This window comes from Rhodococcus sp. YH1 (assembly GCF_009939605.1).
Taxonomy (GTDB): domain Bacteria; phylum Actinomycetota; class Actinomycetes; order Mycobacteriales; family Mycobacteriaceae; genus Rhodococcus; species Rhodococcus aetherivorans.
The window spans coordinates 1-16,421 of sequence record NZ_WVTE01000247.1; the positions used below are offsets into that span (position 1 = coordinate 1).

General features: G+C 69.5%; 13 protein-coding genes. 12 read left to right on the forward strand and 1 reads right to left on the reverse strand.

The annotated features are described in order from the left end of the window. The 10 genes from AIIKEEIJ_RS23610 to AIIKEEIJ_RS23655 all read left to right on the forward strand — a co-directional run. Nucleotides 1–567: CoA transferase (locus AIIKEEIJ_RS23610; protein ID WP_161996691.1), on the forward strand; the 567-nt coding region annotated here is incomplete at its 5' end. Nucleotides 568–698: 131 nt separating this feature from the next. Then, nucleotides 699–2,021 carry an acyclic terpene utilization AtuA family protein gene (locus AIIKEEIJ_RS23615; protein WP_161996692.1) on the forward strand — a complete coding sequence of 441 codons (1,323 nt, stop codon included), beginning with the start codon at nt 699–701 and terminating at the stop codon, nt 2,019–2,021. Further along, nucleotides 2,018–2,338 (forward strand): AtuA-related protein, encoded by a 321-nt coding sequence (locus AIIKEEIJ_RS23620; protein ID WP_006941630.1) that lies wholly within the window; start codon nt 2,018–2,020, stop codon nt 2,336–2,338. Before AIIKEEIJ_RS23615 ends, AIIKEEIJ_RS23620 begins: the two co-directional genes overlap by 4 nt. Then, nucleotides 2,335–3,816: an aldehyde dehydrogenase family protein gene (locus tag AIIKEEIJ_RS23625; protein ID WP_161996693.1), complete on the forward strand. Its 1,482-nt coding sequence runs from the start codon at nt 2,335–2,337 to the stop codon at nt 3,814–3,816. The genes AIIKEEIJ_RS23620 and AIIKEEIJ_RS23625 overlap by 4 nt, the downstream gene beginning before the upstream one ends. Before the next feature lie 14 nt (nt 3,817–3,830). After that, complete coding sequence (locus tag AIIKEEIJ_RS23630) at nt 3,831–5,483, forward strand: AMP-binding protein (protein ID WP_202917520.1); 1,653 nt, start codon at nt 3,831–3,833, stop codon at nt 5,481–5,483. Further along, complete coding sequence (locus tag AIIKEEIJ_RS23635; protein WP_102800552.1) at nt 5,468–6,544, forward strand: LLM class flavin-dependent oxidoreductase; 1,077 nt, start codon at nt 5,468–5,470, stop codon at nt 6,542–6,544. Before AIIKEEIJ_RS23630 ends, AIIKEEIJ_RS23635 begins: the two co-directional genes overlap by 16 nt. Further along, on the forward strand, nt 6,541–7,815 hold the full coding sequence (locus tag AIIKEEIJ_RS23640; protein ID WP_006941618.1) for a cytochrome P450: 1,275 nt from the start codon (nt 6,541–6,543) through the stop codon (nt 7,813–7,815). The genes AIIKEEIJ_RS23635 and AIIKEEIJ_RS23640 overlap by 4 nt, the downstream gene beginning before the upstream one ends. A 256-nt stretch (nt 7,816–8,071) precedes the next feature. After that, nucleotides 8,072–8,899 (forward strand): mycofactocin-coupled SDR family oxidoreductase, encoded by an 828-nt coding sequence (locus AIIKEEIJ_RS23645; protein WP_161996695.1) that lies wholly within the window; start codon nt 8,072–8,074, stop codon nt 8,897–8,899. Nucleotides 8,900–8,940: 41 nt separating this feature from the next. Beyond that, on the forward strand, nt 8,941–9,468 hold the full coding sequence (locus tag AIIKEEIJ_RS23650) for a nuclear transport factor 2 family protein (RefSeq protein ID WP_050036069.1): 528 nt from the start codon (nt 8,941–8,943) through the stop codon (nt 9,466–9,468). Nucleotides 9,469–9,492: 24 nt separating this feature from the next. Further along, a complete protein-coding gene (locus AIIKEEIJ_RS23655) occupies nt 9,493–11,169 on the forward strand; it encodes an FAD-dependent oxidoreductase (RefSeq protein WP_161996696.1) in 1,677 nt (558 codons plus the stop codon). A gap of 123 nt (nt 11,170–11,292) precedes the next feature. Here AIIKEEIJ_RS23655 and yczR read toward each other — a convergent pair whose 3' ends face one another. Further along, nucleotides 11,293–12,744, reverse strand: a complete 1,452-nt coding sequence (gene yczR, locus AIIKEEIJ_RS23660; protein WP_161996697.1) for a MocR-like transcription factor YczR — start codon at nt 12,742–12,744, stop codon at nt 11,293–11,295. Nucleotides 12,745–12,902: 158 nt separating this feature from the next. Between yczR and AIIKEEIJ_RS23665 the strand changes: the two genes are divergently transcribed. Both AIIKEEIJ_RS23665 and AIIKEEIJ_RS23670 read left to right on the forward strand, forming a co-directional pair. Continuing rightward, on the forward strand, nt 12,903–13,985 hold the full coding sequence (locus AIIKEEIJ_RS23665; RefSeq protein ID WP_161996698.1) for an ABC transporter substrate-binding protein: 1,083 nt from the start codon (nt 12,903–12,905) through the stop codon (nt 13,983–13,985). 67 nt (nt 13,986–14,052) lie between these two features. Continuing rightward, entirely contained in the window at nt 14,053–16,383 is a 2,331-nt protein-coding gene (locus AIIKEEIJ_RS23670) for a sulfatase-like hydrolase/transferase (protein WP_161996699.1), read from the forward strand. The last annotated feature ends 38 nt before the right edge of the window (nt 16,384–16,421 follow it).

Here is a 16,421-nt window from a genome sequence, read left to right on the forward strand (position 1 = left end):
CTGCGCTACACCGCGCTCGGCGAGATCCAGCAGCGCATCGGCAACGCCACCGGCGCGGCGTCGCCGCGGGGCATCTACGAGGCCCAGGACGGGCGCTTCCTGTCCATCGCGGCGTCCAACCAGGGCATCGCCAAGCGGCTGTTCGCCGCGATGGGGCGGCCCGAGATCATCGAGGATCCCCGCTACGCCACCAACGCCGCACGCCTCGAGCACAACGACGAGGTGCAGGCGATGGTGAAGGAATGGGTCGGCTCGATGCCGCGGGCGAGCGTGCTCGAGACCCTGGAGAAGTTCGAGGTCGTCAGCGCACCGGTGAACGATGCCGCGGACGTCGTCGCCGACCCGCACTTCCAGGAGCGCACCCTCGTCGAGATCACGGGCAACGAGATCATGAAGGGTGTGCTGATGCCGGGGCCGGTGCTGCACCTCGGCAGCTACGACGGTCCCAGCTACGACGGTGTGCCCACCATCGGCGAGCACACCGCCGAGGTGCTCTCGGACCGGCTGGGGCTGAGCGCGGACCGGCTCGCGGCGCTCGCCGAGGCGGGCGTGATCGGCAAGTCCTGAGAGTCGCACGGACCGCGGTCCGAAAATCGATGCGGTGAACCGGAATCCGCCCACGACGCGGCGTGCGCGGATTCCGGTGTCACGCGCGAATTCAGCAGGTTCGCCGACGCACGCAACGAGACGAGGTACCAATGCAGCTGAGTATCGGCTCGGGCTCGGCCTACGCCAACGACCGGCTCGAGACAGCGGCCGCCATGGCCGACAGCGGCCGGGTCCGGTACATGGGCTTCGACTGCCTGGCCGAACGCACGATGGCGCTGGCCCAGATCCGCCGCCTGCGCGATCCGTCGGCCGGCCAGGACGAACGCATCTCCGCCCTGGTGCCGATCCTGCGCCGCTTCCTCGCGTCGGGAGGCCGCGTCGTCGGCAACTTCGGTGCCGCCAATCCCGACGCCGCGGCGGCCGAATTCGCCGTCAATCTGCGCGCTCTGGGGCTCGGGGGGACCCGGATCGGCGTCATCCGCGGCGACGACGTGCGGGACGCCGTCACGGCCGCCGACGTCGCGCTCCCCGAACTCGGCACCACCACGCGCGCCCTCGCCGACCGGATCGTCTCCGCCAACGCCTACATCGGAGCCGATCCGATCGTCGACTGCCTGCGGCAGGACGCCCAGATCGTGCTCGGCGGCCGGATCGCCGACCCGTCCCTGTTCGTCGGGCCGATCTGCCACGAGCTGGGATGGTCGCTCGACGACTGGGACCGCGTCGGCACCGCGACCCTCGCCGGGCACCTGCTCGAGTGCGGCGTCCACAGCACCGGCGGCAACTTCGAGGACCCGCCGTACCGGGTCGTCCCCGACCCGCACAACCTGAGCTTCCCCCTGGCCGAGATCGACGACGACGAGCTGATCGTCACCAAGCTCGACGGCACCGGCGGGGCCGTCGACCTGCGCACCACCCGCACCCAGCTCTACTACGAGATCCACGATCCCGCCCGCTATCTCACCCCCGACGTGACCGCGGACTTCAGCGACGTGCGGATCGAACAGGCCGGGCCCGACCGGGTACGCCTGTCCGGCGCCCGCGGATCCGCCCGGCCCGACACCCTCAAGGTGCTCGTCGGCGTCGACCTCGGATACAAGGCCGTCGCCGAGATCTCCTACGGCGGACCGGGCTGCGTCGACCGCGCCCGTCGCGCCGAGGAGATCGTGCGCCGGCGCCTCGAACCGATCCGGGCGCAGATCGACGAACTGCGGATCGAACTGCACGGCGTCGACACCCTCTTCGGCGACCGGATCGCCGGCGGCGAGCCGGCGGAGGTGCGGCTGCGGCTCGCGGCCCGGGCCCTCGATCCCGACGTCGCCAAGGCCGCCGCCTACGAGGTCGAATACCTGTACTTCGGTCCCGCAGGTGGCGGTGGCGTGGTCACCTCGGTCGTCCCCGCCGTCGTCGTGACCCCCGCCCTGCTGCCCCGCAGCGAGGTACCCCTGTCCGTGGAGGTGACCACCGCATGAAACTTCGTGACGTCGCGTACAGCCGCTCCGGCGACAAGGGCGACACCAGCAACATCTGCGTGTTCCCGCACGACGACGCCGACTACGACTGGCTCCGGTCGGTGCTCACCGAGGACATCGTCGCCGAGGCGTTCGGGAACCTCGTCGAGGGCGAGGTGACCCGCTACGAGATCCCGGTGAACTGCTGCCTGAACTTCGTCCTCACCCGTGCCCTCGCGGGCGGGGTCTCCAAGTCCCTGCGGGTGGACCCGCACGGAAAGTCCTACCAGTCCCTGATTCTCGACATCGACGTTCCGGGACGCGAGGAGAGGCGATGATCCACGACCTGTTCGCCCGGGCGGCGCACGGCCCGTCCGTGCACGTCGGCGGCAGAGGGGAGACCGGGCGCGGCGAGACGTTCGACTCGATCGATCCCGCCACCGAGGAGGCGCTGGCACGGTGGACCGCCGCTGACCGGGAGCAGACCGAACGCGCGATCACGGCCGCCCGCCGCAGCTTCGACGCCGGGGAATGGCGCGCCGCATCCCCGGACCAGCGCGCCAAGGTCCTGCGGCGGCTGGCGGACCTGATCGACGAGCACGCCGGGCAACTCACCGAACTGGTCGTGCGGGAGGTCGGATCACCCATCGGTCTGGCCCGCACCCTGCAGGTCGCGCAGCCGGCGATCAACTTCCGGTGGTTCGCCGACGCGGCGCAGCGTGGTCCCCGTGGGGGTTACCAGGAGCGGTTGCCCGGCATCCGCGGCGCGGTGTCGTCCGAGAGCCTCCTGCTGCGCGAGCCGATCGGCGTGGTCTCGGCGATCGTGCCGTACAACTACCCGCTGAACATGATCTCGTGGAAGGTGGCGCCCGCGCTCGCCGCCGGCTGCAGCGTGGTCCTGCTGCCCTCGCCGCGGGGCACGTTGTCCGCGCTGGCCTTCATGCACCTCGCAGACGAGGCCGGATTGCCGCCCGGCGTGCTGAATCTCGTGCCGGGTGGACCGGCCGTGGGCGAACTGCTCAGCTCCCACCCCGGGGTGGACATGGTGAGCTTCACCGGATCCTCCGCCGTCGGCGCGGCCGTGATGGCACAGGCCGCGGCCACCCACAAGAAGGTCGTGCTCGAACTCGGCGGGAAGTCCCCCAACATCCTTCTCCCGTCGGCGGACCTGTCCACCGCCGTGGGACCGTCGATCCTGCGGTTCTGCCGCAACGCCGGACAGGGCTGCGGCGCCACCACCCGGATCCTCGTTCCACACGATCGCATCGACGAATTCCTCGATCTGGCAGCGGGCTTCATCGAGGAGAACGTGCCGACCGGCGACCCGTTCGACGAGCGCACCGAAGTGGGGCCGCTGATCTCCGCCGAGCACCTCGCGCGCGTGCGCGGCTACCTCGACCGCGCCGTCGCCGCCGGCGGCCGCATCTCGGTCGCCGGCGAGCGGCCGGTGGGCAAGGGCTGGTTCCTGCCGCCGACCCTGGTGACGGGTGTGGACAACTCCGCCGAGATCTGCCGGGAGGAACTGTTCGCTCCCGTCGCGGTGGTCCTTCCGTACCGGGACGTCGACGAGGCGGTCGCCGTCGCGAATGACTCCCCGTACGGACTCAACGCGAGCGTCTTCGGCGACCACGCCGAGGCGGTGTCCGTGGCTCGGCGCCTCGACACCGGCACCGTCGCGATCAACGGTGGCGGCCCCATGCGGGCGGACGTGCCGTGGGGCGGATCGAAGCGCAGCGGCACCGGCGTCGAGATGGGCGAGGATGGGTTCGCCGAGTTCTTCCGGATCAGGCACCTGAACTGGCAGGTGCCGTCGTGACCACCGAAACCCGAATGCCCGCACACGCTCCCGCGTACCCGATCCTCGACGGACCGGCACCCGACCTCGCCGTCCGCGCGTCTACCGGAAGCCGTACCGTGCCGTGGCTGCTCGACCGGTGGCGCACCGACCGGCCGGAGACGACCTTCCTCATCTGGGAGCCGCACACCGGCGCCGAGGCGCAGCGCTGGAGCTATGCGGAATTCGCCGCCGCGGTGGATCGGCTCGCGGCCGGACTGCAGGCGCGCGGCATCGCACCCGGTGACCGTGTGGTGCTGCTGATGGACAACTGCCCCGACTTCCTCGTCGGATGGGCGGCGATCGTGTCGACCGGCGCGGTCGCGGTGTGCCTCAACACCCGCAGCAGCGCCGACGAACTCGCCTACTACGACCGGCACTGCGCCCCCCGGGCCGCGCTGATCGGAACCCGGTCGGCCGAGGCCGCGCGGGCCGCCATGCCCGGCCTGGAGTGGATCGCGACGACCGGCGGCACCGAGACCCTCGAGGCCGCGGCACCGGGGGGTACCGTGCCCGAAAGGGCGTCCGGCAGCCTCGGCGCGCTCGGACGGGCCGCCGGGGCACCCGCGCCGGTGTCCATCGATCCGCTCGCGCCCGCGAGCATCCAGTACACCTCCGGGACGACGGCGCGGCCCAAGGCCGTGGTCTGGACGCACGCCAACTGCCTCTGGGCCGCCCGGGTCAACGCCGCCCACGCCGGGCTGCGGGGCACCGACGTCGGACTGATCACTCTGCCGCTGTTCCACACCAACGCCCTGGGCTACTCGTTTCTGGGACTGCTGTGGGTGGGGGCCACCGTGGTGCTGACCCCGAAGTTCTCCGCGTCCCGCTTCTGGGACGTCTCGCTCCGGCACCGGTGCACGTGGGCATCGGTGGTGTCGTTCATGCTCCGGGCCCTCGACGGTGCTCCCGTTCCGGCCGGCCACACCTACCGGCACTGGTCGGGCAGCGCGACGCAGCACTCGGTGGCCGACGGGATCCGCATGACCGGATGGTTCGGCATGACGGAGACCGTGTCGCACCCCGTCGTCAGCGAACTGGCCCATCCCGACCCCGACGGGACCATGGGACGTCCGGCCCCCGAGTACGCCGTCGCCGTCGTCGGCGACGACGGCCGTCCCGTCGAGCCCGGCACGGTGGGTGACCTGTGGGTGCGCGGAACACCGGGTGTGTCCCTGTTCGCCGGGTACCTGCACAACGACGACGCGACGCGGGAGGCCTTCACCGCCGACGGCTGGTTCCGCACCGGAGACCGGGTGCGCCAGGACCGCTCCGGGCAGTTGTGGTTCGTCGAGCGGTCCAAGGACATGCTCAAGGTCGGCGGTGAGAACGTCGCCGCCGCCGAGATCGAACGCGTGGTCGCGGCGGTGCCCGGCGTCCGGGAGGCCGCCGTCGTGGCGAAACCGGACCCGATGCTCGGCGACGTCCCGGTCGCCTTCGTGATCCCGGACGGCGCCGCGCCCGACGGCCTGCCGGCCGACATCGAACGGGCCTGCGCAGAACTGCTGTCCGACTTCAAACGACCGCGCGAGGTCCACCTGGCACCGGAGTTCCCGCGCGCCACCTTGAACAAGGTCGCCAAGGCGAAGCTGCGGCACTGGCTGCTCGAGCCGTCGACGGAAGCGAGGAAGACATGGACCTGGGTGTGATCCTCGGCGACGTGCACTCCACGCTGTCGCCGCGCGAGCACCTCGACGGACTGCTGCGCCAGGTCGAGGCCGCGCAGCGCAACGGCGTGCGCTACATCGTGATGGGCCACCACTACATCTACGGCAACCTGCGCTGGCTGCAGCCGATCCCGACCCTGGCGCGGATCGCGGCCGAATTGGACCCCGGCGTGAAGATCGGCACGATGGTGGTGCAGGTGCCGCTGTTCCATCCGGTCGCGCTCGCCGAGGAACTCGCCACCCTCGACATCCTGACCCGGGGCAACCTCATTGTCGGCGCCGGCGCGGGATACCGGCGCGAGGAGTTCGCCGCGTTCGGCGTCGACTTCGGCCGGCGGTTCGCCATGATGGACGAGGCGCTGCAGATCATCCGGCTCATGTGGACGCAGGACGAGGTCGACTTCCACGGCAGGTTCTGGCGGCTCGACGGGGTCAAGACCCACATCCGTCCCTGGCAGGATCCCCACCCGCCGATCTGGATCGGCGCACTGAAGGATTCCGGCGTCCGGCGCTCCGCACGACTGGGCGACGCGTGGCCGGTGACGCCCGAAACCCGGACCGACGACATGCACCGCATGTTCGGCGTCTATGCCGCGGCGCGGCACAAGCACGGGCGGCCGCCGGTGGCGCGGCATCCGCTGCGCCGCGAGATCGTTCCCGGCGCCACCACCGAGGGTGCGTTCCGGCGCTTCGAATCCATGGCGCGGGACCGCCTCCTGGCCTACGCGCAGCGGGAACTGGACACCCGCGATGCCACCGCCCTCACCGAACGATTCCGGCAGGTCGCCGCCGCGGAGGCGATCGTCGGAACCCCCGACGACTGTCTCGGCCAGTTGCGCGCTCTCGCGGCGCAGGTGCCGGTCGATCCGGTGATCGTGCGCGCGCAGTGGCCCGACATGACGGCCGACGACGTCGTCGCGTACCTCGACGACCTCGGCCGCGACATCGTCCCCGGAATGCGCGAGATCGTGTCGATCGACGCCCGCACCATGGCGGCCCCTTCGGCGATGGCGTCCACGAGCCCGACAGGAGAAGTCCGATGACGCTCGACGACCGGAGCACCGAACCGCGTTGTCCCGTGGTCGACTTCGACCACAACTCCGCCGCGCACGCCGAGGACCCGGTCGGCTCCTACCGTCGGATGCGGGCGGCAGGGCCGGTGGTCCGGTCGACCCGTCACGGCGGCTTCTGGGTGCTCACCGACTACGACGGCGTGTTCGAGGCCGCCCGCGACGACCAGACCTTCTCGTCCGCGCGGTGCCCCTACGGCGGCGACGGCCTGGCCACCGTCATCCCCAAGACGCCGGTGAACCACCACATCCCCGTCGAACTCGATCCTCCGGAACATCGCAAGTACCGCAAGCTGATCAACCCGCTGACCTCCCCGGCGGCCGTCGAGCACCTGCGGCCGGCGATCGAGAAGTACACGACGTGGTTCATCGACCAGGTCATCGAGGCCGGCACGTGCGACTTCGCGACGGTCATCGGCGTGCCGGCCGTGGTGACGATCGACTGGCTCGGCCTGCCGCCGGCGGACTGGGAGCGGTACGCGCACGCCCATCACGCCGCGCTCTCCGACCTGCCGGGCACGCCGGAGTTCGAGCACGCCATCTCCGTCGAGTTCCCGTGGATGGAGAAGCAATTGCGGGCCGCGATCGCCGAGCGGCGCGTACGTCCGCGGGACGACGTGCTGAGTCACCTCGTCGGCTCGGAGGTGGACGGCCGGCCGGTGACGGACGACGAGGTATTCGCCATGGCGGAGCTGCTGATCTCCGGCGGCGTGGGCACCACCGCCTCCCTCGTCAGCCAGACGCTGATGTACCTCGACCGCAACCACGAGCTGCGTCGCACCCTCGCCGAGCACCCGGAGAAGCTGCCGCGGGCGATCGAGGAGTTCCTGCGCGTCTTCTCCCCCACGCAGGCCCTGGCCCGCACGGTGACTCGTGATGTCGAGTTCCACGGGCACGACTTCCGCACGGGCGATCGCGTGCTCCTCGGCTGGGCGTCGGCGAACCGCGACCCGAAGGCGTTCGACGACCCGGACACCGTGGACATCGAGCGGTGGCCGAACCGGCACACGGCGTTCGGCATGGGTGTGCACCGGTGCGCCGGGGCGCACATCGCCCGTGCGCTGTCCGTCGAAATGCTCGGCCAGATCCTGTGCCGCATGCCGGATTACGAGATCCTGCACGATCGGGTGGTCCCGTTCGCGCACCAGGCGGTCAATCCCGGCTGGAAGCGAATTCCCGCGCGCTTCACGCCGGGACCGCGTATCGGCCCCACTGCCGGGAACGCGCGCCCCTTCTCGATCTGAAAGGTTCATCTTCAAGAGATTTCGCGCCGGTGGAACGGGACGGGCGGACCGTGAACCCGGGGGTGCTCGCCGAATCGACCATTGACCTCCCGGGTCCGATGTGAGCATAATCATATGCAGAGATTTCTTCCGTTTCCGTTCTTCTCGCGTCTCGCGATCCACCGCTCTGCACGCAAGCCCGGCCGGCCTCCTCGCGGGGACGGTCGCCCGGTCCGTGACGCGAACCGAAGAGCGAGTCGAGAGAGAGGTTCACGTCATGGGATTCGACGGAATGGTTGCCTTCGTCACCGGTGCGGCGAGGGGACAGGGGCGCAACCACGCGGTGCGCCTCGCTCGCGAGGGCGCCGACATCATCGCGATCGACCTGTGCGCTCCGGTGCAGGGCGCCCCGTACGACATGGCCACCCGGGCGGACCTCGACGAGACGGTCCGCCTGGTGCAGGCCGAGGGGCAGCAGATCGTCGCCACCGAAGCGGACGTGCGGGATTCGGCCGCGGTCGCCAAGGCCGTGGCGACGGGGGTCGAGCGGTTCGGCCGCCTCGACGTCGTCGTCGCCAACGCCGGGATCGCCGGCAGCTATCCGGTCGAGGATCTCACCGACGAGATCTGGCGCGACATGATCGACATCAACCTCACCGGCGTGTGGAACACGGTGAAGGCATCCGTCCCGCACCTGCGTGCCGGCGGCCGCGGCGGCAGCATCGTGCTGATCAGCTCCATCGCCGGACTGAAGGGCCTGCCGAACAACGCCCACTACGCGGCGGCCAAGCACGGCGTGCTCGGCGTGATGCGCAGTCTCGCCAACGAACTCGGCCCCGAAGGTATCCGGGTCAACGCGGTCCTGCCGACCAACGTGGAGACCCGCATGCTGCTGAACGACGCGATCTACAAGTTGTTCCTCCCGGACGAGCCCCAGCCCACCCGGGAACAGGTCGAACCGCTGCTGCACGGCATGCACGCCCTCGACGTCCCGTTCGTGCAGCCCGACGACGTCAGCAACGCCGTTCTGTTCCTCGCCGGAGCCGAGTCCCGCTACGTCACCGGCATCACGATGCCGATCGACGCCGGCGCCCTGGTGAAGTAGTGACAGGCCCCGAAACGCGCTCTGCGACGGAAGGACACGACATGCTCGACGGCCGGGACCGCCACCCGCGACGGACGGAGGATGTCCTCGAGATCCGCGAACTGGCGACGCGGTACGCCCTGGCCGTCGACGACCACGACATGGAGACGCTGGCCGCGCTGTATACGCCGGACGCCGCGTTCCACGGTCTGTCGGAATCGCTGTGGGGGCGGGACGCGATCGTCACCTACGTTCGTGCCGCGCTCGACGGATACGACGGGGTCAGCGTGCACACCCCGCACCCCGGCACGGTGGACTTCACCGATGAGGACACGGCGCAGGGGGTCGTGCCCTGCCACGTCGAGTTCGCGCAGGCGGGGGTGCAGAGCATTCTCGCGTTGCGGTACCACGACCGTTACGTGAGACGGGCCGGGCGCTGGTACTTCGGCGAACGCCGGCTCGAGGTCCGGTACGCGACGCCGACCGCGACGTACGGGACGGTCCTCACGGCCGGGGCCGCACCCGACCCGCCGTCCCCCGCCGAGCAGGACGGACGACTCCGGCCGAGTCCGTCACCCACCTTCGACTGAACCATCCCGAGAGAGGGAATTACGATGCAAGACAACGACGGATCGGACGCCTACGACGTCATCGTGCTCGGCAGCGGGGGTGCCGGACTGTGCGCCGCCCTGTCGGCCGCCCGGTGCGGTGCCCGAGTGGGCGTGTTCGAGAAGGGCGAACTGCTCGGCGGTACCACGTGCCTGTCGAGCGCCGTGGCGTGGCTGCCGAACAACCGGTACGCGCGGGAGGCGGGGATCGTCGACTCGCGCGAGCAGTCCCTCGCCTACCTCGAATCCCTGTCGCACGGCATGATCCTGCCCGAGCTCGCGGAGGCGTTCGTCGACACCGTTCCCGAACTGCTCGACTGGCTCGACACCACGCCGCTGAAGATGCGCCTCGTCGCCGGCTACCCCGACTACCACCCCGAGCGGCCCGGCGGGATGCCGCAGGGCGGACGCTCCCTCGAACCCGACCTGTTCAGCTTCATCGACCTCGGCCGATGGGAGGACAAGCTCGTCGGGGTCCCGCGCCGTATGACGGTCGCGGAGACCCCCATCGGCGGCGGCACCGGCCACCTTCCCCCCGACGTGCTCGAGCAGCGGGAGCGGGACCGCGTGGAGGGCCTGGGCCGCGGCATGATCGCGGCCCTGCTCCAGGGCTGCCTCGACGAGGGCGTCGCCGTGCACACCGGGGAGCGGGGCGTGCGGCTGATCCAGGACGAGTCCGGCCGCATCACCGGCGTGCGGTTCGAGGGGCGGAACGGGGCGCACGACGTGCGCGCGGAGCACGGCGTCGTGCTCGCCACCGGCGGCTTCGAATGGGACGAGCGGCTGCGGCGCGACTTTCTGCGCGGACCGATGGCGCACCCCGCCACCGTACCCACGTGCACGGGGGACGGATTGCGCATGGCGATGCGCGTCGGCGCGCAGCTCGGCAACATGCGCGAGGCCTGGTGGGCGCCGGTCGCGGTGCTGCCCGGGCAACGGGCGAACGGTGCCCAGGCCGTCCAGCTCGTGCACCGGGAGCGCACTGCGCCGCACTCGATCATGGTCAACCGGCTCGGCCGGCGGTTCACCAACGAGGCGACCAACTACAACGCGCTCGGTGGGGCGTTCCACCAGCTCGACGCGCACGACTTCGACTACCTGAACCAGCCGTGCTGGCTGATCTTCGACGCCGACCACGTCGAGAAGTACGGGGCGTTCGGGGCCGCGCCGGGCACCGAAGCCCCGGAGTGGGTCGTGCGGGCCGACACTCTCGCCGATCTGGCACGGCAGATCGACGTCCCCGCGGACACCCTCGAATCGACGGTCGCCCACTGGAACGAGGACGTGCGCCGGGGCCACGACAGCGAGTACCACCGCGGCGAGAGCGTGTACGACGGGTTCGTCGGTGACAAGAACAGGTACCCCGGCGTGGAATCCACCCTGGGACCCGTCGCGCGGGCCCCCTTCCATGCGGTGCAGATCCACAGCAGCACGCTCGGCACGAAGGGCGGTCCGCGCACCGACGCCGACGGCGCGGTCCTCGACGTCGACGATCGGGTCATCCCCGGCCTGTTCGCCGCCGGGAACGTCATGGCGGCCCCCACCGGGATGGTGTACGGCGGAGCCGGCGGAACGCTCGGTCCCGCACTGGTGTTCGGCTACCGGGCAGGCCGGGCCGCGGCGCGGGCGGCCGGATCCCCGTCCGAACCCGACGGCATCCTGAGGGAGCCGACATCGGTGTGACGCTCCGGCGGGCGGCCGAACACCCGCGCAGTTCCCGGTCGGACGCGACAGCAATTGCTGTTGCGTCCGACCGTTCTGTGCGCGGGTCCGGAACCTGTACGGAGCCGACGTCGGTGTGACGTTTCAGCGGAGGGAGTGGTACGCGTCGGCGACGATGTCCAGCGCCGACCGGATCTCCTCCGGACTCCGCGTGTACGGCAGCCGGAGATGACGTTCGAACGCTGCGTGCACCCCGAACTGGGGTCCGGCGACGAGGAGCACGCCGCGTTCGAACGCAGCGGTACACAAGCGTGTCGACACCGGGCGTGGCATTTCCGCCCATAACGTCATGCCCCCGCGATTGGGATACACCCGCCATTCCGGCAGAGCTCGCGCCACCGCATCGAGCAGGATCGTTCGGCGTTCGCGCAGCGATTCCCGCCGACGTTCGAGAGTGTCGGGAGCCGACAGCAGCTCCGCGGCTGCGAGCTGATCGGGTAACGACGTGCCGAGATCGAATCCCGTCCGGTATCCGATCAACCGGGAGACGACGGCCGGATCGGCGCGGATCCACCCGATTCGCAGTCCCGTCCAGAATGTCTTCGACATCGAGCCCAGACAGATCGACGGGCACCCGTTCTGTTCGGCGAACACCGCCATCGGTGGCGGTGGAGGGGCCTCGAGCCATAATTCGGACGGGACTTCGTCCACGATGAGCGTGGTTCCCGACTCGGCAGCGATCCGGGCGTACTGTTCGCGACCCTCCCGTGTCAGGCACATCCCTGTCGGCTGATTGAAATCGGGGGTGATGTGTGCCAGCCGTGCGCCAGACTGGCGCGCGGCGTCGTGGATGGCAGGCAGGTTCCAGCCGCCGAACGTCGTGTCGTCCGGATCCAGCGCGATCGGCACGACCTGCAGGCTGGACTGCGTCATCGCCATGAGCGCCGTGGGATGGGTGGGGTGTTCGACGAGGATGCGGTCGCCGGGACTGCTGAGACAGCTCAGTACGAGTGTCAGGGCATGCTGCGCGCCCGCTGTGATCATGATCTGCTCCGGCGTGGTGTCGAGACCTCGCTCGGTGTACCGCCGCGCGACGAGTGACCTCAGCTCCGGCAGTCCGGCGCGGTCCATCCCGTGTGAGTTCAACAGCGCCGGTAGCCGCGTCAGCGCGGTCGAGTAGGCCTGCATGATGCTGTCGACCGGCGTGTCCGGAAGTAGATGCGCGAGGTCGAGACTCGCATTCTGCGCCGCGTCGGTGACCTGTCGGAAGATGACGCTGCCGGCCTCCGCGCGGCCCGTCGGCAACGCCACTACGCTGCGAGCGCCCTGCCGGCTGATCAGATAGCCGTTCCTGCGGAGATCGGCATATGCCGAGGTGACGGTGCTCCGGCTCACCGACAGGGCGCCCGCCAGATCGCGCTCACTGGGCAGAGCCGAGCCCAGGCAGATGCGTCCGTCGTGCACCAGTGAACGGATACCTTCGCTCAGCTTCGAATATGTCGCCCCCCTGCCGTGCGTACGCGCCCGGATCTCGACCGAACACGTCCCGAGTTCCCGGACCAGGGTCGCGGCCCCGATGACTCGCACTCCGACCACGTGTCTTCTCCCTTTCGCCGTGTCCGACCGGCGTGGTTCTCGAATCCAGGCCAGTCATCCCCCACTGGACCGTTGACCCCCTCTTCCTGGGTGTGAGCATAATCATACGCAGGGATTTTCGAGCACGTCGTCCCCCTCATCCCCGCTCGTCTTCGCTGGTGAGCGCCTACTTCTACGACCGCACGCCGGTCCCGAACATCAACGAGGAGTCAGATATGTCGAAGACGCGACGGATGGTCCGACTTGCCGGAGCCTTGTGTGCCCTGCTCACCGCCACCGCATGCGGCGGCGTGGGCGAACTCGGGGCTGCGAACGCCGGTGACGACATCACCCTCGGATACCAGGGCAAGATGAGCATCCTGGCCGCTCTGGTCGCCGAGGATCAGGGAATCTTCGAAGACCGGGGCGTTGCCGTGGAGTTCATGGAATTCACCTCCATCCCGGCGATGACCACAGCGGTGGCGGAGGGACAACTCGACGTCGCATTCACCACGCCGGTCACCGTTGCGCAGTACAACCAGGGCGCCTCCGGTGCTCAGATGCGGATGCTCGCCGCCTGCTGCACGTTCCAGTACACCGCCGTCGCGAACGAGGGCGGCCCGATCGCGGCGAGTCGCGACGGCAACTGGATCGAAGCCGTTCGCACCTGGCGGGGTGCCACGATCGGTGTCCCCGCCCTCGGCGGCTCCTACGACATCCTCACCCGGAACATCCTGCGCGAAGCCGGCCTCGACCCCGACCGGGACGTCGCGATCGTCGCTGTCGCCACGGGACAACCGGCGGTCTCCGCCCTGCAGGTCGGGTCCGCGGACATCGTCGTCAGTGACCGCTCCGGCGCCGCCGTCACCCTCGACGCCGGAATCGGACAGATCGTCTTCGACCTTCGTTCGGGCGACGGACCGGCTTCGCTCCGCGACGCCGTCGTCTCGGGCTACGTGTCGCGGGCCGACGCCCTCGACGGCGAGCACGCCGAAGACCTCCTCGCCTTCCGGGACGGCCTCGAGGACGCCCGACGGTTCATTCTCGACCCGGCGAACGAGGAGGCGGTCAAGAGCGCGATCACCGAGGCGATGGGGCTGGGCCCCGAGGCAACCGACCTGCTCTACCGCAGCATCGACCAGTACGACGTCGCACTCGACCGCGAGACCGTGGAACTCAGTTCCGCCGCGTACATCGACGAGGGACTGCTGCCCGCCGGCTTCACCTACGACGGTCTGGTCCTGGCTGGTGCGGATCGCTGACCGGTCCAGCTCACGGAACGACACGGGGCACCGCAGTCCACGAGTGTGCCGCTACGAAGGGAAGACAGTGAACCGCTACTCGCTACCGATCGACATCTCGACCGACAGGCACGTGCCGGCATTCGACGTGCGCAAGCAGGAACCGAAGTACGAGGCGCCCTCGCCCGTTCGGCCCCCGGAAGGTGCACCGAACGTGCTGGTGATCCTCCTCGACGACGTAGGTTTCGGTGCTTCGTCCGCGTTCGGCGGTCCGTGCCGGATGCCGGCAGCCGAAGCTCTCGCCGACAACGGTGCCCGGTTCTCGCGATTCCACACCACGGCCCTGTGCTCACCGACGCGGGCAGCGCTCCTCAGCGGCCGCAACCACCATTCGGTCGGAATGGGCGGGGTACCGGAGACCGCCACTTCGTCTCCGGGTTACAACGCCTTGCGGCCGCGGAGTTGCGCGACTGTCGCGCAGACTCTTTCGTACAACGGGTACGCGACGGGCGCATTCGGCAAGATGCACCAGACGCCGCCGTGGGAACAGACCGTGGCCGGTCCCTTCGACCATTGGCCCACCCGGGAGGGGTTCGACAAGTTCTACGGATTCGTCGGGGCAGAGACCAATCAGTTCACGCCCAACCTCTACGACGGCACCACTCCGATCGAGACTCCGGGGACGGAATCCGACGGGTACCACCTTTCCGAGGACCTGGTGGACCAGGCGATCCGATGGACGGAATCGGTACGCACACTCGACCCCGACAAGCCGTGGTTCTGCTATCTGAGCTTCGGAGCCTGCCACACCCCGTTCCACCTGCCGCGGGACTGGCGGACCCGCTACCGCGGTGAATTCTCCGCGGGATGGGACGCCCAGCGGGAGATCACCCTGGCCCGGCAGACGGAACTGGGTGTCGTCCCACAGGACGCCAAACTCGGCCCGTGGACGCCCGGAGTCCCGCACTGGGACGAACTGGACGACGCTCAGAAGGCCGTCGCCGAACGCCTGATGGAGGCCTACGCGGCTTTCGCCGAGCACACCGACGAACAGGTCGGCCGGATGATCGCCGAACTGCAAGCACGTGGGGAACTCGACAACACCCTGGTGTTCTACATCCTGGGCGACAACGGTGCCTCCGCCGAAGGTGGCCTCGAGGGCACGATGAACGAGATGGCCGGCGTCAACGGTCTCCACGTCACCGCCGCGGATCTCGTGAACCGGCTCGACGACGTCGGTGGCCCGATGAGCTACGCCCTGTACCCGGCCGGCTGGGCCGTGGCCATGGACACCCCCTACCAGTGGACCAAACAGGTCGCCTCGCACTACGGCGGAACCCGCAACGGCATGATCGTGCACTGGCCCGAAACCCTCACGACACCCGGAATCCGCAATCAGTGGCACCACTGCATCGATGTCGCCCCGACGATCCTCGAGGCTGCGGGCCTCCCCGAACCGACAACCGTGGACGGAGTGGCCCAGCGCCCCTACGAGGGCGTGTCGATGTTGTACTGCTTCGACGACGAGTCGGCGCCCGACCGCCACACCACCCAGTACTTCGAGATGTTCGGCAACAGGGGGATCTACCATCACGGATGGACAGCCGTGACCAAACACCGCACCCCGTGGACGATGGCGGCGATCGAGGCCGTCGACTTCGACGACGACGTGTGGGAACTCTACGACACGAACACCGACTGGTCCCAGGCCGTGAACCTGGCCGACCGGTATCCCGACAAGCTCGAGGAACTCAAGCGGCTGTTCGTCGCGGAAGCCACCCGCTACCAGGTCTTCCCGCTCGACGACCGGCTCTCCGAACGGTTCGACCCGGCAGTTGCCGGCAGGCGGACGCTGATGAGCGGACGCACCGAGCTGACCGTCCGTCCCGGCACCGATCGCCTGCGTGAGGACTCGGTGCCGAATCTGAAGAACACGTCCTTCCGGATCACTGCCTCGATCGACAGCGGTCCGAAGTCACCACACGGCGTCGTCGCGGCCCAGGGCGGCCGCTTCGGCGGCTGGGCACTGTACTGCATCGATGGGCGAATGACTTTCTGCCACAACCTGTGCGACGTCGAAAGATACTACGTGCGCACCGAACCCGTCGCCCCGGGCAGGCACAAGATCGAGTTCGTGTTCGACTACGACGGGGGCGGCGTGGGCAGAGGCGGCTCGGGCTCGATTCTCGTCGACGGTACATGTGTCGGCGAGGGGCGCATCGAGCGCACCGTGCCGTACGTCTTCTCTGTGGACGAGGTCCTGAGCATCGGGCGCGATCGCGGCACGCCTGTCTCGGAGGAGTACCGAGCGGACGAGTCGAGCGTGTTCGACGGGACCGTCGAGTACGTCACCTTCACCACCGAGGACGGCGCCGGTGATGTCGAACAGCGCCTGCGCGCCACATTGGCGACCCACTGACCAGCGCCGGCCGAACAGCCATCACACCGAACCAGCAT